The organism is Alcaligenes sp., from assembly GCF_050255915.1.
Taxonomy (GTDB): Bacteria; Pseudomonadota; Gammaproteobacteria; order Burkholderiales; family Burkholderiaceae_B; genus Alcaligenes; species Alcaligenes aquatilis.
Genome location: NZ_JBFWIQ010000015.1, coordinates 43,418 through 68,856 on the forward strand (window position 1 = coordinate 43,418; position 25,439 = coordinate 68,856).

The 25,439-nt window shown below is 58.7% G+C and carries 30 protein-coding genes; 1 reads left to right on the plus strand and 29 read right to left on the minus strand.

Going from position 1 to position 25,439, the window contains the following annotated elements; genetic code table 11:
- Positions 1-146: 146 nt before the first annotated feature.
- The 27 genes from AB7E06_RS16570 to AB7E06_RS16700 all read right to left on the minus strand — a co-directional run bounded on the left by AB7E06_RS16570 (position 147) and on the right by AB7E06_RS16700 (position 21,399).
- A complete protein-coding gene (locus AB7E06_RS16570) occupies positions 147-896 on the minus strand; it encodes a TIGR03747 family integrating conjugative element membrane protein (RefSeq protein WP_427957713.1) in 750 nt (249 codons plus the stop codon).
- Complete coding sequence (gene traD, locus AB7E06_RS16575) at positions 893-3,085, minus strand: type IV conjugative transfer system coupling protein TraD (RefSeq protein WP_427957715.1); 2,193 nt, start codon at positions 3,083-3,085, stop codon at positions 893-895. The genes AB7E06_RS16570 and traD overlap by 4 nt, the downstream gene beginning before the upstream one ends.
- A 4-nt stretch (positions 3,086-3,089) precedes the next feature.
- Positions 3,090-3,632 carry an integrating conjugative element protein gene (locus AB7E06_RS16580; protein ID WP_427957717.1) on the minus strand — a complete coding sequence of 181 codons (543 nt, stop codon included), beginning with the start codon at positions 3,630-3,632 and terminating at the stop codon, positions 3,090-3,092.
- Positions 3,629-4,219 carry a lytic transglycosylase domain-containing protein gene (locus AB7E06_RS16585; RefSeq protein WP_427957719.1) on the minus strand — a complete coding sequence of 197 codons (591 nt, stop codon included), beginning with the start codon at positions 4,217-4,219 and terminating at the stop codon, positions 3,629-3,631. The genes AB7E06_RS16580 and AB7E06_RS16585 overlap by 4 nt, the downstream gene beginning before the upstream one ends.
- Entirely contained in the window at positions 4,201-4,926 is a 726-nt protein-coding gene (locus AB7E06_RS16590; RefSeq protein WP_427957721.1) for a TIGR03759 family integrating conjugative element protein, read from the minus strand. Before AB7E06_RS16590 ends, AB7E06_RS16585 begins: the two co-directional genes overlap by 19 nt.
- A 10-nt stretch (positions 4,927-4,936) precedes the next feature.
- Positions 4,937-5,587, minus strand: coding sequence for a hypothetical protein (locus AB7E06_RS16595; RefSeq protein WP_427957723.1), 651 nt, complete (start codon positions 5,585-5,587; stop codon positions 4,937-4,939).
- On the minus strand, positions 5,584-6,159 hold the full coding sequence (locus AB7E06_RS16600) for a PilL N-terminal domain-containing protein (protein WP_427957725.1): 576 nt from the start codon (positions 6,157-6,159) through the stop codon (positions 5,584-5,586). Before AB7E06_RS16600 ends, AB7E06_RS16595 begins: the two co-directional genes overlap by 4 nt.
- A gap of 124 nt (positions 6,160-6,283) precedes the next feature.
- Positions 6,284-7,297, minus strand: a complete 1,014-nt coding sequence (locus tag AB7E06_RS16605) for a DUF6710 family protein (RefSeq protein ID WP_427957727.1) — start codon at positions 7,295-7,297, stop codon at positions 6,284-6,286.
- Between the two features lie 97 nt (positions 7,298-7,394).
- Positions 7,395-9,677: a helicase-related protein gene (locus tag AB7E06_RS16610; RefSeq protein WP_427957728.1), complete on the minus strand. Its 2,283-nt coding sequence runs from the start codon at positions 9,675-9,677 to the stop codon at positions 7,395-7,397.
- 100 nt (positions 9,678-9,777) lie between these two features.
- Positions 9,778-10,089, minus strand: coding sequence for a hypothetical protein (locus AB7E06_RS16615; RefSeq protein ID WP_427957730.1), 312 nt, complete (start codon positions 10,087-10,089; stop codon positions 9,778-9,780).
- 78 nt (positions 10,090-10,167) lie between these two features.
- Positions 10,168-10,494 carry a methyltransferase gene (locus tag AB7E06_RS16620; RefSeq protein WP_427957732.1) on the minus strand — a complete coding sequence of 109 codons (327 nt, stop codon included), beginning with the start codon at positions 10,492-10,494 and terminating at the stop codon, positions 10,168-10,170.
- A 13-nt stretch (positions 10,495-10,507) separates the two neighbouring features.
- Positions 10,508-11,641: a DUF6094 domain-containing protein gene (locus tag AB7E06_RS16625; RefSeq protein WP_427957815.1), complete on the minus strand. Its 1,134-nt coding sequence runs from the start codon at positions 11,639-11,641 to the stop codon at positions 10,508-10,510.
- A 40-nt stretch (positions 11,642-11,681) separates the two neighbouring features.
- On the minus strand, positions 11,682-12,332 hold the full coding sequence (locus AB7E06_RS16630) for a hypothetical protein (protein ID WP_427957733.1): 651 nt from the start codon (positions 12,330-12,332) through the stop codon (positions 11,682-11,684).
- A gap of 116 nt (positions 12,333-12,448) precedes the next feature.
- Positions 12,449-12,790 (minus strand): hypothetical protein, encoded by a 342-nt coding sequence (locus tag AB7E06_RS16635; RefSeq protein ID WP_427957735.1) that lies wholly within the window; start codon positions 12,788-12,790, stop codon positions 12,449-12,451.
- Positions 12,791-12,866: 76 nt separating this feature from the next.
- Entirely contained in the window at positions 12,867-13,274 is a 408-nt protein-coding gene (locus tag AB7E06_RS16640) for a hypothetical protein (RefSeq protein WP_427957736.1), read from the minus strand.
- A gap of 102 nt (positions 13,275-13,376) precedes the next feature.
- Positions 13,377-13,718: a hypothetical protein gene (locus AB7E06_RS16645; protein WP_427957738.1), complete on the minus strand. Its 342-nt coding sequence runs from the start codon at positions 13,716-13,718 to the stop codon at positions 13,377-13,379.
- A 94-nt stretch (positions 13,719-13,812) separates the two neighbouring features.
- Entirely contained in the window at positions 13,813-14,502 is a 690-nt protein-coding gene (locus tag AB7E06_RS16650) for a DUF3275 family protein (protein ID WP_427957740.1), read from the minus strand.
- 59 nt (positions 14,503-14,561) lie between these two features.
- Complete coding sequence (locus AB7E06_RS16655) at positions 14,562-15,479, minus strand: DUF3577 domain-containing protein (RefSeq protein WP_427957741.1); 918 nt, start codon at positions 15,477-15,479, stop codon at positions 14,562-14,564.
- Between the two features lie 307 nt (positions 15,480-15,786).
- The gene (locus AB7E06_RS16660) at positions 15,787-16,629 is read right to left on the minus strand and encodes a phosphoadenosine phosphosulfate reductase family protein (RefSeq protein WP_427957743.1); all 843 of its coding nucleotides are present in this window, start codon (positions 16,627-16,629) and stop codon (positions 15,787-15,789) included.
- 146 nt (positions 16,630-16,775) lie between these two features.
- The gene (locus AB7E06_RS16665) at positions 16,776-17,129 is read right to left on the minus strand and encodes a DUF3085 domain-containing protein (protein ID WP_427957744.1); all 354 of its coding nucleotides are present in this window, start codon (positions 17,127-17,129) and stop codon (positions 16,776-16,778) included.
- A gap of 79 nt (positions 17,130-17,208) precedes the next feature.
- Positions 17,209-17,427 (minus strand): hypothetical protein, encoded by a 219-nt coding sequence (locus AB7E06_RS16670; RefSeq protein ID WP_427957746.1) that lies wholly within the window; start codon positions 17,425-17,427, stop codon positions 17,209-17,211.
- Entirely contained in the window at positions 17,424-18,236 is an 813-nt protein-coding gene (locus tag AB7E06_RS16675; protein ID WP_427957747.1) for a GTPase, read from the minus strand. The genes AB7E06_RS16670 and AB7E06_RS16675 overlap by 4 nt, the downstream gene beginning before the upstream one ends.
- Before the next feature lie 281 nt (positions 18,237-18,517).
- Positions 18,518-18,796: a uridylate kinase gene (locus AB7E06_RS16680; RefSeq protein ID WP_427957749.1), complete on the minus strand. Its 279-nt coding sequence runs from the start codon at positions 18,794-18,796 to the stop codon at positions 18,518-18,520.
- A gap of 91 nt (positions 18,797-18,887) precedes the next feature.
- Positions 18,888-19,628 carry an ABC transporter substrate-binding protein gene (locus tag AB7E06_RS16685; RefSeq protein WP_427957751.1) on the minus strand — a complete coding sequence of 247 codons (741 nt, stop codon included), beginning with the start codon at positions 19,626-19,628 and terminating at the stop codon, positions 18,888-18,890.
- Between the two features lie 80 nt (positions 19,629-19,708).
- Positions 19,709-20,395 carry a hypothetical protein gene (locus AB7E06_RS16690; RefSeq protein ID WP_427957753.1) on the minus strand — a complete coding sequence of 229 codons (687 nt, stop codon included), beginning with the start codon at positions 20,393-20,395 and terminating at the stop codon, positions 19,709-19,711.
- 114 nt (positions 20,396-20,509) lie between these two features.
- A complete protein-coding gene (locus AB7E06_RS16695) occupies positions 20,510-21,022 on the minus strand; it encodes a hypothetical protein (RefSeq protein ID WP_427957754.1) in 513 nt (170 codons plus the stop codon).
- A 164-nt stretch (positions 21,023-21,186) separates the two neighbouring features.
- Positions 21,187-21,399 carry a hypothetical protein gene (locus AB7E06_RS16700; protein ID WP_427957756.1) on the minus strand — a complete coding sequence of 71 codons (213 nt, stop codon included), beginning with the start codon at positions 21,397-21,399 and terminating at the stop codon, positions 21,187-21,189.
- A 585-nt stretch (positions 21,400-21,984) separates the two neighbouring features.
- Between AB7E06_RS16700 and AB7E06_RS16705 the strand changes: the two genes are divergently transcribed.
- Entirely contained in the window at positions 21,985-22,914 is a 930-nt protein-coding gene (locus AB7E06_RS16705) for a BRO-N domain-containing protein (RefSeq protein WP_427957758.1), read from the plus strand.
- A 62-nt stretch (positions 22,915-22,976) separates the two neighbouring features.
- Here AB7E06_RS16705 and AB7E06_RS16710 read toward each other — a convergent pair whose 3' ends face one another.
- Both AB7E06_RS16710 and AB7E06_RS16715 read right to left on the minus strand, forming a co-directional pair.
- Entirely contained in the window at positions 22,977-23,534 is a 558-nt protein-coding gene (locus AB7E06_RS16710) for a hypothetical protein (RefSeq protein WP_427957760.1), read from the minus strand.
- Positions 23,535-23,852: 318 nt separating this feature from the next.
- A complete protein-coding gene (locus tag AB7E06_RS16715; protein WP_427957762.1) occupies positions 23,853-25,430 on the minus strand; it encodes an ATP-binding protein in 1,578 nt (525 codons plus the stop codon).
- Positions 25,431-25,439: the final 9 nt, after the last annotated feature.

Genomic DNA, 25,439 nt, shown 5'->3' on the forward strand with positions numbered 1-25,439 from the left:
AAGTATGGGCATGCAGTACATTCCGAAGAAAGCAGAGTCAGTGTAGGCTAGCACCTGCTAGGTGAGTATCGTTGCCAACTTGGGTCTGTAGCGTTCGAGAACGAGCAAGATTCGCCCAGAGCAGACAACATTATGCTGTTGTCTTCCTACAGGTATTTCTTGAAACTGCCAGCGGTCAGGGACACCGCCAGCCCCAGCAAGGCGGCGCTGGGCAGCAGGATCAGCAGTGGATGCACCGAGATCGGCAAGGCCAGGTACGTGACCCACGGCAGCACGGCCAGCGGCATCAGGCTTGCCTTCGCGCGGTGGTAGATGAAGCCGGATTCCCGGCCTGCGCCGAACCGGCGCACGTCCCGCCGCACAAGACCGTCGATCAGACCGACGAACGCCGCAGTGAAGATCAGCGGCAACGTGAGCACCAGAACCAGCAGGCGCACGAGGAACGTGAGCGTCGTGAAAGCCGCGGCGATCAGGTAGCTCTCGGTCCAGACATAGGCCTGGCTGATGTAATAGCGGAAGTTGCGCGTCTGTCCATGGCTGGGCGCGCGGGCGCGCTCGGCGGTCTGGCTCATGCGCTCCAGCAGCCCGGAACGCACGAACACCCATTCGTAGCCGGTGTCCACCAGTTCGTGCGCCGTGCGGCCCGGCTCCTGTACCACCACGCTGCGCGTGAAGTGGCTGGACAGGTGCCCCAGCTCGTACTGCAACATCTGCTGGGAATGGCGCCAGCCCTGGTCCTGCCAGAACAGGTGCATGCCGACGCACTCCACGACGATCGAGAACAGCAGCGAGCCGATCAGCACCCCGAGCAGCCGGAACGGCAAGGTGATGGTGCCGACGATCAGGCCCTGGCGTTGGTTCTGCTCCCGTTGCGCAGTCGAGGCGGCGTCCTTCATGGCGAGGTCTCGTTGCCGGTGTCCTCGTCGGTGGCGATGGCCACCGCGGGAGGTTCGGCCGCAGCGGCGTCATCCAGCAGGTCGTCGGGCAGGCCCGTGTCCTGCAAGGCCGGGGAACTGGTGAACTCCCACCATTGCGTCGCTTCGCTGTAGCTCTGGCGCATATATCCGGCCAATTGCTGCAAGTCTGCCGGCATCACCTCGTCCGGGTCCGGCGCTGGCAGCGGCATGCGCACTTTCCAAAGCTGGCCGCCCTGCAGCAACGCGAAGCACTGGCCTTTGGGCAGGCCGACGACGTGCGACGGCTCGATCATCGGCACGCTGGACATGCTGATGCGGTCCTGGGTGTTCGACGTGAAATCCGTAGCCCCGCGAATGTCCGAGCTGTCGGTCGCGCCGCTCACGATGGTGGTCGTATAGACCTCGACCTTCGGCAATTGCCGCGTCAGCAGTTCGGCGGTGGCCGTTTCGCGCACGCGCAGCATGAACAGGTTGTTGAAGTTGCCGATGACCTGGCCGGCCTTGGCGCGGTTGCCGATGCGGGCCTCGATGTCCGAGAGGGTCTGCGTGTACGCGGTGACCTGCAGGCCTGCGCCACCGCCCTTGTTGATCAGCGGGATGAACTCGTCGCCCATCAACTCGTTGAACTCGTCGGCGTGAACATTGATCGGCACGCGCGTGCCGGCCGATGCGCCCGGAAGCCCGTCGTCGATCCCGTGCTTGTAGATGTGCCCGGCGACCGAAACGAGATCGCTGAACATCGAGTTGCCGACGGCTGCGGCGACCTCCGCGTCGGACAGTGCATCCAGGCCCACATACACCACTGCACGTTTTCGGATGACTTGCATCCAGTCAAAGATAGGCCTGGGATCCGTCAGATCGGAGTAATTCGGGGCCAGGAGCTGGGCGATCTTTCCGCTGGTGAGCTTTTCCAGCAGCGGTAAAAGGCTGGCGACGATCTTGTCGAAGTACGTCTTGTCGTAGCGAACCGCCGAGCGCAGGCCATCCAGCACCGGGTCATAGTTGCGCGCCTGCGAGAGGTACTGCTCCAGCGCCACCACGCGCTTCTCGCGCCCGATCATGTTGCGCGGGATGTTCTTCTCGTTGAGCCTAGCCTCGATCTGGACGATCACCTCCCAGGCCTTGGGCTCCGTCTTGGCAAAGAAATGTTGGGCATACTCTATGAACAGCGCATCGATGTTAATGACATGGCGTTGGATCAGCATATAGTCTGGGCGCTGCCCCAACTCAACGAGTGCTCTCGCAATGATGTTGACGAAGCGCCAGGCGAACTCGCGGAACGCCGCGCTGTTACCTTCGCCGGAAAGTTGCCCCGCGATGCGGGTGGCTACCTCGCTAATGCGGCCAAAGCGGCCCACGGCGTTGTAGCGTGCGGAAATTTCTGGCCAGCCCAAATGGAAGACATAGAACTCGCCGTCACGGCCTGCGCGCTTGGCCTCGACGTACATTCGTTTCAAGAGGTCGGCGTCGCCCTTGGGATCAATGACAATCACGACCTCGTGCTCGCCCGCCGCGTTCACGCGGCGGATGTCCTGTGTCACGAACAATTCAGCCAGCCTGGTCTTTCCCACGCGCGTGGTGCCTAGCACCAGCGAGTGCCCAACGCGCTCGCCCAGCGGCAAACTGACGTCCACTTCGTCGGGTTCAATACCGTGCAGGCGCGGCAAACCACCCACGGGCGGTAGCGGCCGCACTGGGTTGAAAGGTACGTCCCAGCCGGTGAGCTTTGACAGCCGGGACAGCGGGAATGGTGAGAATTCCAGCCGTTCTTCCAGGCGCCGTGCTACGCGGTAGGCTCGCGTCGGCTCGACGTAGCGGCGGAATTCAGGCCGGTACGTCTGCATCAACCTATGGGTGTGCTTCTGTTCCCACGCGAATCCGCGCCCCACGAACAGACGCTGCTGACTGACCGGCACGTCCTTGCTCGTCATCACGTAGCGCGGCAGGCGGCGGATGTTGCGCCGGTAGCGCAGGATGATTCGGGCATTGCGGTAGCGGATCGCGCCGTAGGCTCCGAACGCCAGCGCACTTCCGACGCCCATGGAGGGGCTTAGCGCGAGCGACCATGGCGCCACCAGGGACAGAAACGCGGCGCCTGCACACGCCGCGACGGTATATAGCTCCACCGCTGGGCGAAGCAGCACCTCAACCGGCTGTTTCCCTGACATGGCTTCATTGCTCGATGCCGGTCGCCGTGATCAGAACCGGATAGTGCCGAAGGCCCAGGCGCTCGGCCAGGTCGTCTCCTGACGCAGGTGCGAGCGGCACGCCGGGCGCCAGGGCGCGCAGCCGCGCCAGATCCTGCACGGTCTCTACGTTGACCACCAAGCCGACCGCGCCGCGCTCGCGTAGCGCCGCCGCCTGGCTGCGCAGCCAGGCCCGAGATGCCTCATCGTCGCCGACGACCACGAAAGGACGTAGGCCCGGTGCCTCAATTACTCGCCGAGCAACGGTGCCTGGTGTAAGCTTGGCGCTGCGTACCGGCAGCATGGCGGCCTCGTCCGCCGGCGTGGTGGGAACCTGGGGCGTCGGGATTGGGGGGCGGGCCAGCGTTTTGGTGCGTGGCTGGAGGTTGAGGGCCTCGTAGTATGGCAGCGCCGACACGCCGCCACGCTCCTCCACCACGATCAGCGGTTCGCTGGCATACAACACCAGTGGCAAGCCCGCGAGCGGCACTAGTAGGCCCCACAAGGGCAGATGAGGTTTCTTTTTCATGGGGATGTCTCCTGGCGCGTGAAAAGCGCCGGTGCGGTTGGGTGCGTGCCCTGCACTCGGGCGAGATGGCGGGATACGCTGCGGCGGTAGCGGGCAGCAGGTTCGCCGCCCGCGGGCCGGTGGTAACGACCGATCGCCAGCAGCCAGTCCTCGCCCGGTACGTGTTGTTCCTTCAGGATATCGGCAGCGATGGCGAGGTTGCGATACGGATCGAGTAAGTCACACGCGTGGGTGTAGCGATGTTGCTGGTAGCCGAGGTTGATCTGACCCAGGCCCGCGTCGATGCGTTTGAGCGGCGTGACGCGCATGGTCTGTTGTAGCCCGGCGCAGGCATCGGCGCGAGTGGCGAAGCGGCGGGACTTGCCAGCGATATTGAGCGACCATGGCCACGGCACGATGCGCCCATTTCGTCGGATACCACTCTCCTGCAAAGCCACGGCATAAAGGACAAGCGACGGAATACCCGCACGCTGCGCGGCAAGCTGATAGGCCGGTGGAGGAACCTCCTGTGCATGGGCAGCGCTGACGAACACGCCGATTGCAAGCACCAGGGCGCGCAGGCACGTGATCATGGTTGACGCTGCCATTGGCCTTGCACCTCATACACGACTGCTGGCAGGTCGCCGGGCAGGCCGAGTGACAGCCAACGCCCGCCGTCGTGGTTGAGCGTGATGCTGCCGCTGCGTACACGCGCCGGATCGACGTTTGCGCGCTTGGCCCAGTCCCGAATACGAGCGTCGTCCTGGCGGCTGCCGACCATATATAGATCGAACTCAGCGCCCGATGATTGCAACCGTTGCACGAGCTGGCCGCAGGCTTCGCAAGCGTCTTTCACGAACACCGCCGTGCGCTCACTGCCGGGCATGGCAATGGTGCCCGGCTTGTCATTGGGCAGATTTACGCGCTGCATACCAGGGTTCAGACGCTGCCAGGCCTCGTCGTAGGCGCGTTGATACGCCAGGAGCTTCTCGACGCGACGCGCTTCGGCCTGCACCTGCAACTCGGCATAGCGCCGCCGCTCTTCATCGGTGCGGGCCTCAATGCCCAAAGTCGATAGCGGATCCAGATTGGGCGAATAGACGCCGATCGGTCCTTCCATCAGCTCGCGGTAACGGGCGAACTCGTCGTCGCGTAGCCCCCATTGCTTGGCCAGCTGTGCGTCCCGGTTGTGTGTGATCTGGCTCTGATTGGTACGGGCTGGCTGGATGCTGGTCGCTTGCTGAGATACCTGCTGAGCCGACACGGGCAGATGCAGAGCCGTCAGCAACAGGATGAGAATGGGACGATGTTTCATCGCATTGACCTTAAGGAATTGCCACCCGGCGGGTATGGCGGCCGACCTGGAACACGGCGGTGCTGCCTTCGATGGTCTGCAAGCGCCACGGGCCGACCGCATCGCCCGGCAGCAGCACCTGAAGCTGGTCGGGCGCGAAACCCCTAGTGCTTGGCGCAACGGAGACGCTGCGCTGGCCGGCACGCAGCTCGGTACCGATGACGTGGAATGGCAACCGTGGTGGCTCAGCCTTGGGGGTCGACTTGCTGGGCGGATGCGGCTTGGTGGGGGCTACTACGCGAGTGACGGGCGCAGTCGTTTGGTGTGTCTTGATCTGTTCGACTTCCCCGCGCAATGCCTGGAGGTCAACGGCTGTGGCATGATTACCAAGCGCCTGCTCGACCTGGACAATGCGTGCCTCCAAGGCTTGGCGGGTGTCTTGTAAACCAGCGAGCGTTGCTGCCGCAGGCCGCTGCTGCAAGGCCTGGGTGGTTTCGGACAGCGCGGATACTTGCGCTTCGAGTCGTTGCAGGCCGGAATCGAGCCGCTGCTGGTCGGCTTGGTCGTTCATCGCCTGGTAGCCGAAGGCTACGAAGATGCTGAGGCCGATCAGCCAGAGCCAGAGCAGGCTTTTCATTACTACGGTGGTAGTGGGGTGCCGCAGAGAATGCGAGTCGATCATGGCTGACCTCTCTGAGTGGACGGCATCAGCGGGAAGGTCTGCACCTCCTTGGCGACGGGCGGCTCTTGTACGGGGTCGGCGCTAGCGCCGTCGCGAAGGGGGCGCTTGAAGCAAACTTGCCGTGCCCGGTCATCTGTGTGTAGTTCCCATGCCTGCCCGGCCAGGGTGAGCAACGCATCGCGCACGGTCATGGGGCCAAGATGCAGGTGCGCTGCCGGTAGCGGCAGCGAGTACAGCTCAATCACGGCATGTGTGGTCTCGCAAAGCTGGTACCCGCTGCGTTTGAGCGCATGCCGCAGCCCGTCGCCTACCGTTGCGCGGGCTTCCTCGGGCATGGATATGTCGATGATTTGCAGCAGCAGGTCGCGTTGCGCTGCCGCGGGTGCCAGTTCGACTAACGTGTATCGGCCGTAGCGTGTTACGGGAATGAACTCAGGCGTTTTAGCTTCGAGGACTGGCGCAGTTTCCTCGATGGGCGGTAGTGGCGTCGAGGTGGTGGCGCAGCCACCGACCAGGGCTGCGGTCAGCAGGCTGGCGCAGACCTTGCGTCGGTAATTGGGGAGTGCGGACATAGCATCGGCTCTTCGTGATTGGATGAGCCGATAGATTCACCGGGTGTGGCGGGGCGGTCAGTTGTTAATGCGAACTTGGATCCTCCCTATTCTCTGTGCACGTCGTTTTGGATGATCGCCAGGCCTAGTCGTCATCGGCAGCGACCCAGGGCATGGCACCATAGACAAAACCCAAATCGTTTACGACTCGCCGACGCATGCTCCAGCGAAGCTCGATAGTCTCCTTATCGCCATGGCGGTTGTAGCGAAAAAGTGTCGACTCACCGTGCAATGCTTGGTTCCATTGCACGGTACCTTCTTGCAGACCTGCTCGCCTTAGTTCCAAAGCAGCTCCACTCGGGGTCAAAGCAACGCCAGCATCGTGTCCATTGATCAGTACTTTGTAGTAGATATCGCCACCTGAAAGCGATGGCTCAGGGACAATGTCTGGATCAATCCATTCAATGCCTGTGTTTACACCATGCTCGGTCATAAGGCGACCTATTTCAAACAACATGCCTGGCTCTTCATCCTCCGGCTGAGACAATCGTGCTCCATCATGGGTGCGTAGGAAAGATAGGCCGTCATATCGAACATGTGGGTAGAGAGGCGACAAATCCTGTACATCTGTAGAAGTAACAAACCCTTCCCCATCCGCTATCCCAGCAGCCATGGAGTGATTTCCTCCTAATACGATGCCCAGGCCAATGGGAAGCAACAGTGAAACTCGATGATTATCGTCCTCAACCCAAGCACCTTGCCGCTTACCAAACCCAATAGTGGCGAGAGCATTAGCCAACCGGCCTCGATGCCATGGCGTCGCCAATACAGGATCAGTTCCAATCCGCAACTTAAAACATCTATCAGGCCGTCTACCAGATATCTTGTCGGCGCGTTTGCCATCTGGGGTCACTGGCAAACTACCTTGAAAGAATAAGCTACTGAAGCTATCTGCCCGACGAGCATTATGGGGAGTGGCGTATGCAGCAGACGTGACCACCTTTGCCTGCAAAGGCGCTGCAACAAGCCTGGTCAAAGTCTGTAATCCAACCGGATCTATGTTGACTATATCGTGCGCCAACTCCATAACTTGTTGGAAGCGAGATACTCGTTCCTTCCGGGTCAGCTTGTTTTTTTGATTAAAGAAAGGAAATTGCATATTGTCCTGCGGCGATAAGTATTGAGATTAATGTTCGCACAATCTACGAAAAAAAAGCCGACGTTCTTTTACGAACGTCGGCCAGTAATGAAAAACCTCAGGCAGCGACCAGTTGCCGGGCTAACGCAACCTCGACGGAATCACCGTCTTGGTTGAGCACATCCAGCCCGGATTCGGGTACATCGCCCGACGTGCTTTGGGACACAAGAATCTTCTTGGCCATCAACGCAAGGCATGCCATCTGCGATGAGGCGGCATATCCCAGATAGATCACTTTTACGGGCTGCTTCTGGCCGATGCGCCATGAGCGGCGCGCAGCTTGCTGCAGCGTGTAGACGTTCCACCCAGATTGCAGGAACACGATCGTGGGGAATTCGAGCAGATCCAACCCCGTCTTGACGAGTTCGGGATTCGTGATGAGTACGTCGATGCCCCGGTCGATCTGCTCGGCAATCCAGTCCTCGCGTTGGCTGGCATCCACGCTTGCGCGCAGCACCGCCACCTTGAAGCCTTCCTGCTCCAGCAGCATCTTCAGCCGACTCGTGGTGTCCCGCGTGCCGGTATAGACCGAATACACCAGGGTCTTGCGACCCGCCTCCTTCTCTTGGCGGCAGATGTTGATCAGTTCGCGTTCCTTGGGCATCACCTCCAGCTCGTTGAACTGGGCTGGGGTGAATGCCAGCACGTCGCGCGTTCGCGGATGGCGGACCGTCTCTGCCCTGAAGCAGCAGTCGGGCCATGCCAGCAAGGTGTTCAGGACCACGCCCAGAAGGGTCGTATCCCGTTTACGCAGGGCCTCCTTGAGCTGCAGCGTCAGACTGGAGGCCAGCTTCTGATAGGCCTCGCCTTGCTCGACGCTCATCGCCACGTCCCGGAACTCCTCGTCATACGGTGGCAGCACGCCACCGATGTCTCGAAGTTTCAGGAAAATGGTGAATGGCAGGATGCACCGCAAAACGCCTTTAGGCCCGAATCCGGGCGCCTTGACCGTTCTGATCGTGACCTTGCTGCCCTTGGCCGTCTTGTGCGCAGGCCCGTCGGACTCCGAATAGATGTCTTTCAGGACGCCATGATCCCTCATGAAGGCCATCGCGGCAGCATTCATGCTGCCGTTGCGACCGGGGACGTAGCCGTCTTCGATCATGCGCCCCGGTAGTGCCCGGAACAGGAGATGGAACAAGTCCTCCGCATAGCCGCCCATCAGCGTGCCAGTGAGCGAAACTGTCTTGCGGACCCTGGAAGCGATGACACCCATCGCCTGGCCTTGCGCCGAACCGCCCGTTTTGTATTCGTGCGCTTCATCGGCTATGAGCAGATCGAATGTGCTGCGCGGAAGATATCTCTTCACGTACTCCGAAGGTTGATAACCACCTTCGCCAAACCCGAACTCCATCGAGGCCATTGCCCGCTCCATCCGGTTGGCCTGGCGATCGGAGAACACCAGGTTTCCGCTGGCGTCCATGAGGTTGATGAAGTTGTGCAGGTTGTCACCGAGTATTGAGGCCAGGAAGCTGTCCCCGAAAGTCTTCATCAGCTTTCTGGCGGTGGCTTCCCCGATGGTGGGAATCCTCTTCAAAGCACGCAGCACGGCTGAAGACTGATCGCTGCCGGACAATGCGCGTGGACGCATCAACGTCCACAGCGCACCACCGCAGCCGCTGCACTTGCGACGAGAATCCTCCGACTCAAGTTCTTGAACACCAATCGGCTCACCGTCAAGGTTGGTGATAACCTCTCCGCAATGCGGGCAGCATCCTACATAGCCGTGGCGAGTCTGTTTGCGGGCGAAAGCGGGCTTCCAGTGGAACCCCATCCTCATGCGGACACGACCTAATATGAAAAATTCCTGCGCTGGGGAAGGTACGCCAAGCTGCTCGCGCAGCTTGATGAGCTTGAGCAGCGTGTCCGGGCCGTTGAGCACCCAGACTTTCGCACCAGCGACGGTTTCGAGGATTTCCCGGCGCCACTTGTAGACAAGATGCGGAGGGCTCAGGACGAGCGTGCGGCGGTAGCCTTCGGCATGCAGGACTGCGGCCAGCGCAATGCCGATCGTGGTTTTACCCGTTCCCATCTCTCCATTGACGAAGACAGCCCGCTCACCTTGGTTGATGAGCAGTTCCGAGGCCGCATGCACGACCTCGGCCTGGGCGGGGAACAACTGGCGTTTCAGGCCAGCCAGCACCAATTGGCGGTGCGGGCGCGGCGTGCCGCTGTAGACAGGCGGGTTCGCCTGGTTGAGAGATTCCAGCAACTCGTCACCGAACTCGGAAACGAAGTCTTGGAGGCTCATGGATAACTCGGACGATTCCTGTTCGAGCAGGTCGCCCTCAAGGGATGAAGGATCTACGGCTGGGACCGCTTCGATGGTTTGCGTGTTCATGGTGATGTTCCAAAAAAATGGGGCATGCACCACTGCCCAAGGGGCGGTGACATGCCCCAGGGGGAAAGACGAACTGGCGCTTGGCCGGGAATGAGGAAGATCAGTATTCGCTGGGCAAAAGCAGCGTGGTGACGCTGCGATCCCATTCGGTGATGATCCACAGCTTCAGATCAGGTGCGATCTGGTACGAGGAAAACAGGCGATCTTCACCTGACCGCAATGCAGCGTCGTTTTGTTGACGGTCACACGCATCGAGATCACCCCAATCGCCAGCAAGATGACGACTCAAATAGACAGCGGGGTCAATCCGTCCTTGCTGAATCAGGGTTTCGACACCCATTGTCATGACAGCTTGACCCGGTTCAAAGCGGGGTTTCAGCTTTGGGTTGAGAAACAATATTGCGGTAGCCATGAGGCCTCCTTGAAGCAGAAGACGAGGACATGGCCCTCAACGGGGCAAGGGTCCCCGTTGGGTGAATTAACAGTAGTTTCAGATGTTGATGTGCTCACCGGTTAGCTTGATGAGCGTCAGGTCGCGGTTTTCGTCGGTCGTCACTGCGACCGTTAAACGTGGCGTGATGAGGTAGCGCGAAAAAATGATGCCTTCCTGAATAAGGGCGTCTTCATTCGAGCGGCGTTCGGACTCACCGATATCACCCCAATCTCCGCGAACGTGGCGCTGCACCAAGGTAATCGGATCAAGCAAAGCGTGGTCATCCAACCAACGAACTTTCTCGCTGAGCTTGATGGCACCGACGGAGAACAGAGGCCTTTGGAGGCTTGGGGTAGGATTGTTAAATAGCAATTTCATGAGCATGGAACTGCTCCTATTAATGGATTGTGAGAACCTGTCCCAGCGTGGGAGAGCTGGGTGTGAGGTCCCAGGCACGAATGACCGGGACGAACTTGTCTGTGAGGATGCGTGTTTCGGCCAAAGAGCCGTCATCGCGCTCGCGGTATTCCACGGCGGATGACTTCTGTTTGAACGTGTCGCCTTTGACGGCCAGGGTGCGGCCGCTGGGTGATTGCACGACACCGGAGATCGCGCCGGCCGCAAGAGCCAGAGCCAGGTGCCATTGGGACAATGCGCGTGCCGGAGCACGCAAGGTCTGCTGGGTCGCGCCCAGATGGGTCTCGAGCGCGGGCCACAGCCCTTTGAGGCGCCGCACTTCGTCGGTAAACTGCTCAGGCTCCATGCTGATCCGGTAGAAATATTCCGGTTCCGCCTGGGCCGTGGGGACTACATACGGCAGCAGCGTCCATTCGGGCGGCAGTTCGTCAACCTCCAGTTCGCCCAGGCCGATTTGCAGCAGCCGGGTGCGGGAGGCTTTTGCATCGTCGCCCGCCTGTTCGCGCTGGCGAACACGACGGCCAAAGATCACGATCTGCTTGAATTGCTTGTCCACCGCCTGGAAGATAGACAGATCGGCAAAATGCCGTGTCAGCCAGCCGACCATCTCCTGATCCAATACGTAGGACGGGATGATGAAGACCAGGATGCCGCCGTACTGCAACAGGGGCAGAGTGCGTTGGTAGAACAACTTTTCCAGGCGGCCGCGGCCCTTGCCTTCGTAGCCCAAGTTGCCGTTGGCGTCTCTTGCGAGATCGCCATAAGGCGGGTTGAGCCACAAAAGCCCGAAAGCTTGGCGCGAGATCATAGTGTCCATCAGGTCACCGTGAATGCAGCGATCGACTAGCATCCGGGCATGATTGGCCCGTTCTAGGTCATATTCGACTGCGTAGGCGCTGCTTTGGTCAGGCCCAAGGGCATGAGCCGCTTCGGCAATGGCGACACCTTCACCGGCGCAAGGATCACAAATGCACATCAGCCCATCGCTGGGCGCCAGTGCGTTGAGAGTTCTTTCTAGGGTGGCTTGGTCAGTTGGGTAGTACCCATTTTTTGCAAAATTCCTGGCGAGCCTGGGGAACATCAATGCCATGGAAATCTCCTGGTTGGCGGGGATAAAAGACGGAAGCACGCCAAGGCGTGCCGCCGCACTAGGGTTAAGCCGCTACCACTTCCGGAGTCCAAATCTTGGCTGGATAGGGATAAGCGGTAAGCACACCTTGACGGATGAGATTGCACAGCGCCTGGGTCAGCACTGGAACGTCGATGGAGAGACGGAACCCTTGCAGCGGTCCAAGGGCCGTTGGCAAAGAGCGCAACATCTCGCGCTCACGCAGCAACGCCAGAACTGGCGATTGCCAGTGGTCGAGCAGCGGCAGCGGGCACGTTTCCTTGACCAGATGCCACAGGCGTGACGTAGGATCTGCCGCAGAGCGTGGCAACAGCGCCAAGGCGCTGGCCGAACTCTTGTCGGGTCGGATGCAGCGTCGGTCGAACAGCCACAGGTTGACCATTGAGCCGAACAGCGTGCGGTGGTAACTGCGGGTCAGGCGCTTTTCAAGGCGATCGACCGAGCCAACGAAGACGGGCAGCGAGCCGCCCTGACCTGTGATGACGTGGAACTGGTCCAGACCATCCTCGTTGCGACCCAAGGTGAGCCGCCCGATGAACTGCTGGATCGCGGTGTCCCGCGCCCAGACTGAGAGAAAAAGCAGATCGCCTTGGTCTCCGCAGACGCAGGCATCGGCCATGAGGTCGCTACACTCGTCGATGCGGTACAGGGGTTGCTCGGAAGAAGATGCAGGCATGGTGGTGTCCTCGATGAGAGGGGCGTACCGCCCACAGGGGCGGAGTCTGCCCCGTTGGGGATGAAAGAATACGGACGGCTCGGGATGATTCCAGTCGTCGTTTGCGACAAGGCCCGTTAGGGCCATACTTCGGTGAAAGAGCCATCGGCCTTGTGCTCCACGAGACGGTTGCCGACGTTCGTGATGTAGTCCTGCTGGACTTCGGTGAACATGCTTTCGGGCACGTCGATGTGAAAATGGCGCAGGACTTGACGGTAGTAGTCCAGGCCGTGGCCGAATGGGTCTTCCTCATGCCAATTGCTGTAGAGAAGATCCTCGCATTCGACCTTCATCGCGCTGTCGATCAACTCAGCAGGCTTGTGGATGACCAGGAAGAAGTAACGCATTGGCCGATCCCAGCCGAGTTCGACGGTGATGGGATGCCCCTTATGAACGGTCTTGAAGTGGTGCTTGCTCATGCTGATGTCCTTGGAAAAGCTGAAACAGCACCGCCTGCAAGGGCAAGTGCTGCCCCAGCGGGTGGAAGAAAGATACTTAGGCCGTCAGCGCCGCAGCGGATGCCGTGGTTGCTGTCGGGACGCGCCGCCGCGCGTGGTAGGCGCGAACGCCTGCACGCCAGTCGGCGGACTGCTCCGGTGCCATATCCAGATAACGCAAGGGGCACGTGTAGTAGTAAGGGTGCATTGACTCGTCCAGTGGCTTGTAGCCCCACTGGCCACCGCTGCGTTCGAGCAGATCGCAACGGATGTAGCGCAGGGATTGGCCCGGCGCCAGATGACGATGCACACCTTCGACCTTGGCCGTCACTTCCGCGATGGACCACAGGACGTTGCCGCGCAGCGCATGGGCGATGACCTTGACGCTGGCGCGCTCGGTCTCCTGCGGTGCGATCAGCTCCGCGATCAGTTCATACCGCGATTGGGGGGAGAAATACCAGCCCATGAGAGGCCTCCTGAAAAATTGAGCCGAAGGCCTCCCCGTGGGGGAGAGCCCCAGCGGGTGATGGAATGCCGCGTGTGCGGCGAAGGAACCTATGCTTTGTCCTTAGTCCCAGTCGTCATCGTCGCGATCACAACCGGCCGGGCAGTAGCCGAACTCGATCCCATGAGAGCAGTAACCATGCTCCGCATTCCAGTTCTGGGTTTCCTGCCTTTCGGCAGGCGTTGCGTAGTCCCATTCCCGGGCTGCGATTTCCAGCGCTTGAGTACGCTGGTCCTGCGGCAATCGATTGGCTTGCGTGTCGATCTCTGAACTGAAAAGCGCGACCCAGTGATCCCAGGACAGACCGCAACCACGCTGGGCGTGCTCGGCGGCCGTCTTGCAGACAGCGCGCCACGCAGGTTCGTCCAGCGTGGAATGGGGTGCATCGCAAGCGATGGTGGACATGATGGAGACCTCCAGAAGAAAACCGGAGCCTCCCCGTATGGGGAAGGAACCCCGGCGGGTGGATGATGAACACCGCGGGGTGCGGCGTCTGCGATCACGCAGGTTGCAGGTCGGCCTGGCGGGTCCACTCCTGCGTCTTGAAATCCAGCGCGTAGCCAAGTTCGCCCAGGCGAGCAATCTGCATGCGCAGGGTGCGGCGACCAATGGTTGAATCCAGCTTCACGCTCTCTTCCAGTGGCCACAGCAGCCCGAACAAGGCGGCGTCCCCATCTTCGGAATTGCCGGTGGAAGGTGCCTCAGCGGTTGTCTTCGCTTGCACTCCGAAAGGCGTGGTATCGACCAGTGGATCCGCGGACGCCTGCACGGGTGCGGGCTTTGCGGGTTTGGATGCCTTGGTGGGCTTGGCCGATGTTGCCGCAGGCTGCGCACCCAGCTCTTCATCGAGCGGATCGACTTCTTGTGTAGCGAAGCTGCGAGCTTCGTCACGACTCAGTTTGTCGATGCCGTGAAGGGTCATTCCATCGAGATTGGCGCGGACTTCAAAGCGTGCGCCGCCTGCGACGGGATATGACTTCGCGAAAATGTATCGAATGATGAATTCGCCGTCATATTTTCCTTCTGGGTACTGTTCCAACTCCGCATCTTTGACTGCAAACTCACCGATGGGGGTGGTCAGACGACCGACCGTGAACGGACCGTTCTTGCCGCGTATGGTGCGCAACGTGAGCTGACCCGGGACGACGATAGGCAAGGCTGTTCTCGTAGGTGCCGATGTGGCTGCCATGATGTTTCTCCTTGGGAGAATAGGAAAAAAGGCATGGCCCCGTGAGGGGCCATGTCGAATCAGAACGAAGCAGCCAATGCCGGCTCATGCTCCTTGACTTCATCTGTTGGTTCGCACTCGGCAGGTTCGACAGACTGGTCGGAAATGGTGTCGGGGACGACCTCGGCGTTGGGCGCGGATGCGTCCTCGGTCTGAGGTGCCTCGGCTTGCTCCTGGCCCGTCGGATAAACCTTGGTGCCGTCGATCTTGATCAGTCCGATGTGGACCAGTGTTGATTCCAGGCTCGCTCCCGGCTCGCCGGCGCGCTCGCCCTTGGTGCGTACATATGGATCGATCCTCATGTCGTTTAGACGGAAGGCGATTAGCACCTTGCGGTCCCCCTCAATAGCCTGAACGCACCGGCGAACCAGGTGCTCGGCTTCAGGGGTGGAGACAATGGTGTCGACATACCGATATTCCGGTTCATCGACAGGCCCAGCCAACGCAGCGATGGTGCATGCTAGGAACGGATCGCCATCTTTCGGGGTGACCTCCTTCGGACGGCTGAGGTAGCCGATGCCGCGAGTGATTAGTTCATGCTGCTTGATTGAGGCCAGTTCGGCTATCTCAAGCGGCTCAGCCTTCAGCAGTCGCGCCTTGAGGGACGCGGCGGCCTGGCCTTTGTACTCACCTTTGTCGCGGATGTACGCATCGCCCCAGAGGTCGCCGAGGCGGAAGCGTACCAGCGGTCGTTGCTTGGGATCGTCAACGCCGATAAAGCGTTCGACCAGTTTCTTGGCCTCGGCACCCGAGACCTTGACGTCGAAATAGCGGTAGCTGGGGTCCTTTGCGGAACCAACCAAAGCAGCGATGGTGCATGCCAGGAAGGGCTGCGCGCGGCGGCCGCCTCGGACGGGAACCTCTCGGGCACGCTGGATGTAGCCGATGCCTGAGGTGTGAAGGTCAAAATACGATTTCTCGTTGGACGTGGTGCTCATGGTGAATCTCCAAAGTGATAAAGCGGAGACACACCGGCCCCACACATACGGGGAAAGGTGCGTAACCCCGCGTTGGGTCGATAAGGCGAAGCATCCGCCACCAGAGACTGGTGGTTGCTCGCGGACGGATGCGGTGCGAGCTGGTTCGGTCACGCAGTAGGAACTGCGCCGCAACCTCGAAGACCGATGGTTGCCTGGCATGTCGCTGACAACGTCAGCAAGCATGGAGTTAGCATGGCCAAGCCCGATGCACGCGGCATCAATCAATCAGTATTTGCGCGTTTCCCTTTGTCGATGCCTATGCGTGTCAATCACCACAGAAACAGGCGATGGGCTCTACTGATGGGTCAAATAGGTCCCCTTGTGCAGCGGCAAAGCGCGCCAGGTCCGCGTAGCTGGGACCGTCGGCCCGGAACCGGGCGCCGCTTGGCTTGCTTGCCAGGTTTAATGACTCCATGCGAATCCACCACAAGGCAGCTTCTGGTCGCGCCTTGATGAGTGACAGGCGCTGTCCGCGTGGCTTGAGGAAACATAGATCGCAGTTCCCTTCGAGCGTACGCCCGTTTACCGTCAACAGGTCGAGGTTGAATGGTTGCGTTTGCCAGAACGAACCCACGTCGCGGACGGTAATGCCGGCGTCCGCCAATGGCATGCACATGGTTTCGTGCGTCGATTCGGTGGAATGGCCACGCGCGCGAATCTTGGCGATGCGTCGTTGCTCATCGGCGCGGATGCCGATCATCTGGTCCCAATCTGTCCAGCCCAGATGCCGTAGATAGCGATGCATCGGGCGAATTTTCAGGCTTGTTGTGCAGCCGCGTGCGACGGGGTTAGGAAGGTACTGGCGTTTGCGGATCAGTGCCTCGAACGGTTCGCCCTGGCGGCTGGCTCGATCGAAATCCACCAGCGTGAAGCCAGGCTCGGTGGGCAGGTATTCTAACCAGCGTATCGGCACCTCCCAGTGCCGTGCACAATCAAGCACGAAACGCAAGGTTGCTTCCATTTCCTTGCCTGTGTTTGCGAAGCAAACCACAGTGTCTGCCGGCAGCCCGTCATTGGCCTGCAACACGCGCCAGAGCATATAGGCACTGGTGCGTCCTCCTGAGAAGCTGATACAGGTTGGCTGGGTGATTTTGAAGGGGTCGTACATGCGATCATCTCCGTGGTAAGTCGGCCAATTGACCGAAGCAATAGGCCAAGGCGGCCGCAAACCAAGACGCATGCGCAGCAAGGCTCGCATCGCGGAGACGAGAAAGCCCCCATGTAGGGGGCGGAGATTGGACGGTAGTAGTGGTTCTACGTTGATGGCACCACCGTCAGCGACAGGTGTGTCGTGGTGGCGGACAATCTCAGATCATCAGTGCCGTGCAGGATGCGTGCGAAGACACCTTCCTTCGGGTCGAAAAACTCGCCAAAGTCGTCACCGCCCAGCTCAGTGCGAGCTAGTTCCCACCAGTTATCAAACGGGTCGGTATCCGGATTGCAGCCGACGGCATAGGCCAGCAGCTTCACCCGGCCATCGAGATGGCGCTCCCCATGCTCGGCAAGGAAGTACACTCCTTGATCCTTGACGAGGATAACGCGGCATTGATTGGCGATGGCCTCGGCCAGCACAGGGCGCAGGTCGGAGCCTTTGAATCGTAGGGACATGATAGATTCTCCTGAAAAAACGGCCTTCCACCCGAACGGATAGAAGGCCTGTGGGGCAAATCGCCGGTAGGTTGCAGATTTAGGCGCAGTATTGCTGGGCTTCCTGCCATCGAACGAAGCGTGCATCGCGGCCCGTAGAAATCGGGGGCTGCAAGCGCTGGGTCTCTGCTGTCGAGAAACGCGTCGCCTGGTCGAACTGCACCCAGCCGAACTCGTTGGACCAGAAGGCGGCGCTGTCGCTGAGGTTCGACTCATTGGGTGAATACACCACCCAGGAGTCACTTGCCTCGAACGTCATGCCTGCACCGCCTGGCGTCGCCGGGGGGGCTTGGCATTGATCACATTCACGTCGATCAGGCGCCAGCGTCCATCATCGATCAGTCGTTCCAGCACTTCACCGAGCATGTCGAAATACACCTCGTCATGCCGATCGCACAGTTCGCCGTTGCGGCGCAGCTCCACCACGTAGGTGTCATCGCCGCGATCGTAGAGGATCGTCACTTGGCCCTCGAGCTTTGCGGTCGAAACCGTGAAGCTGATTGCCGGAGGCGTTTCGATGATTTTGGAGGGTAGGGGATCGACCCAGGTGAAGTCACGGGCGCCTGCATCGACCAGCATATGGGTAATGCGCCGAAACCCGTCAGGCGCTGGCATTTCTTCCAACTGTTGGATGAGTTGGCCCAATTCCATGCACTGCGGTTTAGGAATGGGTAGCTTTGCTGGGGCGGAGCCGAGGATGTGTCTCGAGACGGTGTAGGGAACGCCGTCCGAAGTGTGCTCGGTGATCACTTCCGGTGTATCCGCTCGTAGGCCGTCGAAACGACGGCGGGCATACGGTTGGACGCGCACCTTGGTGCCTTCACTGGGGACGTTGGAAACCAGCTTGGGATCGAGTACTGCGAACTCGCTTGGCTTGAGTTTGATAACGATGACGTTGTCGTTAGCCGCGACCACCTTGCCCTCGAAGGGCTGGGGGTCTATGGCAAAGCCTAGTGTCGAGGATGGCGGTTGATCATCGAATACACGGTACTTGAACGACCGCACGTTGCGGGGCACATGGCCCGCGACTAGCGAAGGCATCATGGATTTAATGAGAGAACGATCCATGGAATCTCCTTGAGGAAGAACAAGGGATCCCTCGCCCGCAAGGGAGAGATCCCTTGTGAGTGGATAGTCGAGGTACGACCGTAGAAAGAAACGACCAGCACGGTTTCCCGCGCTTGCAGCCTCGAAGGTTTCGGCTGCCTGGGCATGTGTCGGCAACGCCGACGAACATGGAGGCAAGGATGACCTTGGAGTGGGCTAGTCGCTCACATGAAATGGCACTGCAACGTACCCGGTTTCATGAGTAACGGACAAAGAAAGCCCCTCGAAAGGGGCTTGATGAGTCAATCTTCATACACGAAGTAGTGTTCGCGCTGGCGCGGGAAGAAAATGTGCTTCCATGTGTCGCCGCTGGTGTTGCCACCGTCGAACACGACCATTTCGTAGTCGTGAATGTCGGCGTCCACCAGATCGGTGCTGGCGATATGGCGCATGTGCAGCGTGCCGCGCATACGCTCGAATACCAGAATCTGCCCAATGGCGTCATCCTGGCTCATCGCGTTGACGCAGGCTCCGAGTTGGTGATCGAAGTCGGGCACGCGCGAGATGAAGTGAGGGGACATGAGGTGGCTCCTGTGAAAAAGACCAGCCCGGCGCCTGATGAGGACACGAACTGGTAAGTGGAACAATGAGGAAGGCTGGCACGTCGAGCGGTTACCAGTGCTCGGCCAGAGGCAGGCCCGCCAGCGCGGGTGCGTCGGCGTCAAGGATCAGAATGCGCACATCGGCTTGCCCAGCCAGTTCAAGGATGTTCGCCAGATCGTCTGGCATGCCCTTGTTCCGGTGCTCTTGCCGAAGCTGCTCGGTGCTGATGCCTTGGGCGTGCGCCAGATTCTTGTTCGTCCAAGGAGTGCAGATCAGCTTGACACCGATCGCCGGACTGTAGGGAATTCGAAAAGCGATGAACAGGAAACCTTCCGGCGTGGCGAGGTCAGCCAAGTTGGCGAGGTACTGGCCGGTTTCAGAGCTTATGTGAGCGCTGCTGATTTCCCAGCACCGGCTGTAATAACCAGTCTCGAAACTCAGCCGCTTTGCCACTTCTCGGGCCGCCTCAGCCGAATAGGTGTCGGCGACGTGGACTAGACGACCGTCGAAGTCCTCGCCATGGATGGCGTAGATCACGGCGCCGATTGTGCCTTCGCCATTGATGCCTTCTTCTGCGTTACACGCAATCAGCACCTCGGCACTCACGGGTTCAAGGCCATTGGTAATCACCGCAAAACTGCTGGTGACGATGCAGGAACATGCGATCAGTGCTTCGTCAGGGAAGTGTTGCTGGCTCGGGTGGATGTTTCTCCAAACAGTCGGGCTGCCGTCCTCGTAGCTGATGGACAGTGTGCGAACGATATTCAGATTCCAGTAGCCGCGAAGGAAAGGATTGGGACTATGAGGCATGGGAACTCTCCAAGTTGGGTAATGGAGCCAATTCCCGCCACCGGGAGTTGAGCCCCAGTGGGTTGAAAGTGAAAAAAGTGTCAGCTTGCACTGATCATTGGTACTTGAGCCAAGCGTTCGGCTACTCGGCGTTGCAGATCCAGTCGGAATTGCTCGTCGCTGATCCCTGTCAGAAGACTAGCGGTCTCCAACGCGAGCAAGGCTGATGCCTGCTCGATGTCGGTTGTTATGATGGCTTTGCGCAGTTGCTCACCGAACTGAAGAATCTCGGAGGATGTCCGGTACACGCAAACCTCTCGGCTCAAATAGCAGCCATGACCACCAAATTCGAACAATCGCGGCTTGCTGCAATACCAGCAGCCTTCGAACTGGATGGCGGCCAGATGATGGCCATCATCGAAACAGGAAGCGATAAGAAATAGTGCGCCCAGATCGGCGTCGTTTTCGAACGAATGGTGCTCGATCAAATGTTCAAGTTCCTCGTCCTTGTCAGCACCAAAATGCGAAGCTAATAGTTCGAGTAAAAGTGGAATTGACCGTTCATCATTGTCGGGCAAGAGAACGCCGAGTTGGTTGGCCAGGTCTTCCAAACCATCCTGCACATCCAACCATTGAGGATCGCTGGTCTCTGCAATTCGTGCGATATATGCCTGTCCATGTCTGGGATAGCTTTCGTCCAACGCAAAAGTGCTGAACAAAGCTTTGATGACAGGCGTTACCTGGTCGAGCATGAGCACGCCGGTGGCTTCGTAGTAGTTGTTGGCCATGATTGGCTCCTTTCGAGAAGTGAACGGAGCCAATCCACCCATGCGGACAATGGCATCCGCGTGGAAATGGCCAGAAGCAGGAAGACTTCGAGCCGAGCTGAGAGAGTGGTGGAACTATTTGCCAAAGTTGCAGGGGTCACCCAAGGACTTCAGCAAGTCGATGAGGCCGCAGTTGACCAGCACGTACAGCTTCTTGTAATCGTTGCCGGTCGGTGCCTGCTCCGTTGCATTGATCCTAGTGTGTAGATTGACAATGCTTTGCATCACGTACTGGGCGATCTGCAGCGGAGATCGGGCTTCTCCATCATCTTCAACACCAAGGGTGCTAAGTATGGTGCGTGGTGAAAGCGCAGGCTTGGAGAAGGACTCGTACACGCTAGGAATTTCCATATGGCAACGTGCGTCCAGAATTTCGTTGCCAATGCTGAATGTAGTCAACTCGTCATCGGTTGCGCCGTCGTCGTCGTAATCCACGATGACAACGTACGGCAGTGGCACCTGTCCTGGCCAGTCCTGGACGAGCGTGACTTGGACCAATCCGCCTTCGATGACGACGGCGATGGATGGCGTTCGGGCCATGGAGCCCTCCTTGTTGGAAGAAGAGGACATGGGCCCAGATGGGAGCACATGTCCCTGTGGGGTTAGGAAAATGGATGTGATGAGGTGTCGTGTACGACCTACCAACCTTCGTAGTTAAACACTAGGTTGGCGATTACCTTGTATCGATGGGCTGTCTGATTGACGACATTCTTAGGTAGTTGCTGGCTCATGACGTGACTACTCCAGTTAGATCAGGAAATGGCAAGCTGAGTCCAGCCACCTCTTTTGAGAGCACGCTGAGCTGCGGCATAGCTGCGGAAATATTCACGTGATTCACGCGAAACGGGTCCGTCTATATCACGTGTACCGATATAGTGGCCGGCAGCGCCGAGCAGGACTTCGAGCGGCAGGAACTTGCCGTGGTGGATCATCGCCAAATGGCCGAAAGAAGCTGGTTGGGACATGGACGGGCTCCTTAAAAAAAGCAGGGCCTTGTCCCTCACGGGATGGCAGCTCCCGCAAGCGGTGGATGAAAGGCATCGGCGTCGGGTGCGACGCGCGTCCGCAGAATTGATGCGATACGGACTGGAGGGAAACGCGGGAAGTCCCGCGGCAGCCTGAAACCCTAGCTGCTGGCATGTGCTGAAAAGTCAGCAAACATGTGGGTAGCTTCGTCTTGCGGCTAAACCATGTCAGCCGTAAAAGGACATTCGGCTTTGTCCGATTTATTTCAGAAACGGCCCCTGTTTTTGGGGTTTCGACGCCTTGAAATCATGTTGACTACCTGCGACTCAAAATGTTAGTGTCCGTAAATGGTGCTGAACACACCTCTTCGTAGGCGGAAGCCGCTCCCGACAGTCAAAGCGGCTTTTTCACGTCCATAGCTTTCAGATTGGCCCACCAGCTGGGCCGGACAGTCTATGGCCGGGTAGCGCGCAGCTATACAAGACCCTTCGGGGGAAATCTGCGGGCGGCCCTACGACCGTGTTCAAGTACCCGGCCGCCTCTCTGAACAGGAGGCAAATTTGAACAAATCGTAGGAGGCCATTGTGGCTAATAAAAACTATTCCCCAGAAGGCGTCAGTAGTAGTGGCGCTCCCTTACACACCTTCACTTTCCAGAGCCTATCGGTTCGAACACTCGTCCAAAACGGAGAGGCTTGGTTCGTAGCCGACGACGTGTGCGCTGCATTGAAGGCCTATAACATTTCTCAGGCAGTCCTCGGCCTGAATGACCGTGAGCGTGGCACTTTCGAATTCACCGATTCGCGGGGGCAGCAGTATGGCACCACGGTCGTCAACGAATCGGGTCTATATGCCCTTGTCAACGGTCACCAAGCGGAAACTGAACAGTTCAAACAGTGGGTTACACATGAGTTGCTTCCTGTTGTACATACTGCCGCCAAGTTGAATGATCAACAGAATCGAAGTCATGACATCCATATGGAGCAGCCGCAACCAATGATGCTGCGCCGGAAGCAACGCACTATCCGCAGCCGAGATGACTTGTCCTTTACTAGACGAGATGCTAAAGGGCAGCTTATCAACTGGACCATGCCCGACCGTGCCAAAAACTGGCATGAGCACTATGGCATTGGTGAAATATGGTTCGGTGAGATAGTTGATCTGGCACGGCACAATCCGGAGGAGGGATACCATGCAATGTGCTTTGCCTGCTTGGATATGTTGCGTTACTGGAGCCAAGGACATCCTGATGGTTTCTTCGACAGAATGGCGAGGTGGGCGCTGGCAGCCATTTTGACGAACATCACCGAACCAAATCTTCCCTTCCAGTTGCCTAGTCTTGGTATTCCACCGCGTGAGGGCATGGACTTCTACTTAGCAGCATCTGCGACCCTTCCGTCTATTGCCCCAGCCCAGCAAAAGGCTATCGATAAGCAGGCTTGGCGCGAAGCATCAGAGTGCATGCGGCATTGCTATGAGCGCCGTCGTTATGGGCTGATGCTACGCAAGGAATGAGTTAAAAAAGGAAGCAGCCCCGCTTCGAGTGCGGGGCGTGCAAGGTCGTGCATCAATTTTGGTTAATCAGCCTGATCGCCCAGGACATGCTGCTTCCATAGGTCGAACGCTTGGTCTGTAGATAGTTCGGCGAGAATGATAATAGGCTGGGCTTGTCGGGCTCGCAGTGAATCGAAATACGCCTTGCGGTCGCTGATAGCCTTCAGCTTGATGCCCTTAATGAACAGCAGTTTATCACTCTTGATGAATAAGACCTTGTTGCCAATATCACGGTTGAACGCTGCTCGGATTTTGCGTTCTCCGTGAATGGACGCAGCCAACTCTTCGACCAGATAATCGAGCGTCATATTGATGGAATGGGGGTCTTCTCCCTCTTGATCGAGATCCAGTAATGCTGGCGGTAAGCCTTTGGCGAAGGCTTGGGCTTCAAATAGCAACTGCTCTTTGCCTTTGAGCGCGTGTAGGAATGTCGACCCACCATGACCGTCGTTGCGGGCCTGGGCGATGGAACTGCCATCAAACACGACAGTTGCGGTAAAGCATAGTGTTTCTTCACTTGCGAAGTCGGCCACTTTAAGGTTCTTCAGTGTGATGCGGTTTTGTTTGGTGATGGTTTGCATGGAAAGTCCTGATATCAACCGGGTGGCGACACGCCCTGGACGGGATGTGGCGACCATCCCGAGGGTTGGAGAAAGGAGGCATCGATGCCCCGGTGGGCAGCGTTCGCCGGTGAGATGCCGAAGCGAACTGACGGGTGGCATGGAAGAATCCCACGGCAGCCTGAAAACCCTGGCTGCAGGCATGGTGCTGCAATGGCAGCAAGACACGTCATAGAGCATCAACGCTGTGTTGGCTTGCGTCATCTGGCAATCGGGACTCATCGCTACCGGATTGCTTTACTCCAAGAAAAAGCTCCCCGGAGGGAGCTGAAGAATGGGTTACTGCACGTTGATGAGTTTTCCTTCGACATCGAAGTTCAGGCTCACGGCGGCACCAGCAAGCTTGGGTTGCGGTGTGTATCGCCAGGACCTGGGCAACAGTTCTTCGATTGCACGAGCCGGCGAGTCAGAGCATCCGACTGCGATGAACGTGGCGATCGTTTGGACATCCTCGTTCTCACGATCTTCGTCGTATCGATCATCGAAGATGTAATCGGACAATAGTCTGGTGACATTCCCCGCATGGGGCGTCACATAGAGCCTACCGTCCTTGCGAATGGCGACTACGGAATACTCACGGGTTTCACCTCCAATACTGGTGGACAAGGTGCCAACCAAGGTGATGCCGATGATGTCGCCGTTCAATGGCAAGCTATTGTCCACGTGGAGAACTTCGCCGTGGTGGATGCCGATCTGATCCGGGTCTGCATAGCGGACTAAGTCTTTTAGCCAGTGCTCACTGTCCAGACGCTGCTCCTCCAGTACGAAAGCCTCTCTGGCTGTCAGATAGACTTCGGCTGTAGGAATATCGTCTTCATCTTCGGCGTCGATAGACCAGACACCAAGCTCTTGGAGTGCTTCGCGAGAAATGACCCCATCGGCTGGATGGCGATCCCAGTACCGACCCCAGTGGCTGCGAAAGCCAGGTGGTTCATGAGCCCAATCGCGGAACCAGCTACGGGGGGCAAAAGGAATGCTGTTGAGCAGGTCCACATTCGATGAGGATAAGCATGTGTCTGCATACTGCGTCACGAACTCGGCCCCTGGCATTTGTTCCTTGGCCTTGATAAGAGCTTGGCGGAACGCTTGCGCGATCGCTGCGCGAATACGTTTGCCATCCTCCTCTTCATGCAGCAGGTGCTGGCGATCCGGTGGGCGGGCGATCATATCGTCACGCAAAATCACAATCTGATGGCGTTGGGAAGAAGGCCATCTCCCAATTGGGAGCCCTTGGAGGTAGCAGCGGTACTGCGAGGGAGTTCCTTGTAGATCGATGAGAACCTTGCCGACCTCCGTATCCCGCCAGGCAAGGCCTGGTTGAGCAAGCGGGCGATCGCACTCCGTGTCGTTAAGGGTCACGCGTACGGGGAAGGCTTCGCACAGCCTCGATAGTTGTTGCGAAACCCACTGGGTCAGTGTTGGGCCTTTGTAGGGGGGCTCAACGCCACACAGGCGGATCTCGGTGCCGATCCGCTCAGGGGCTGGGATGACGTCAATGTCATCGCCATTGATGATTGCGTCGGTGGCGGCGCGAAAGGCCTTATCGAGGGAGTGCACGCGCAGGCTGCGGGCGAAGTACAGCGTAGATAGTACGCCAATGCCGAAGGGGTTTTCCCGGGCTTTTAGTTCCTCATCCCAGCCGGATTCGGCGATACAGATGAGGGCCTGGAGGTTGGCGATACCTTCGCCGTCGTCACTGACGGTGAGTGTGTCGTCTTCGGTGGTGATGTGGATGTGGCGAGCTTTTGCTCGCCGAGCGTTCTGTAGAAGTTCGCCCAGCATCGAGGCTTGGGTGAACGCATGGCGAAAAGCCGCGATAAGACGGTTTTGGTTTGTCTGGAGACGGATAGTGGTCACGGTATGGTT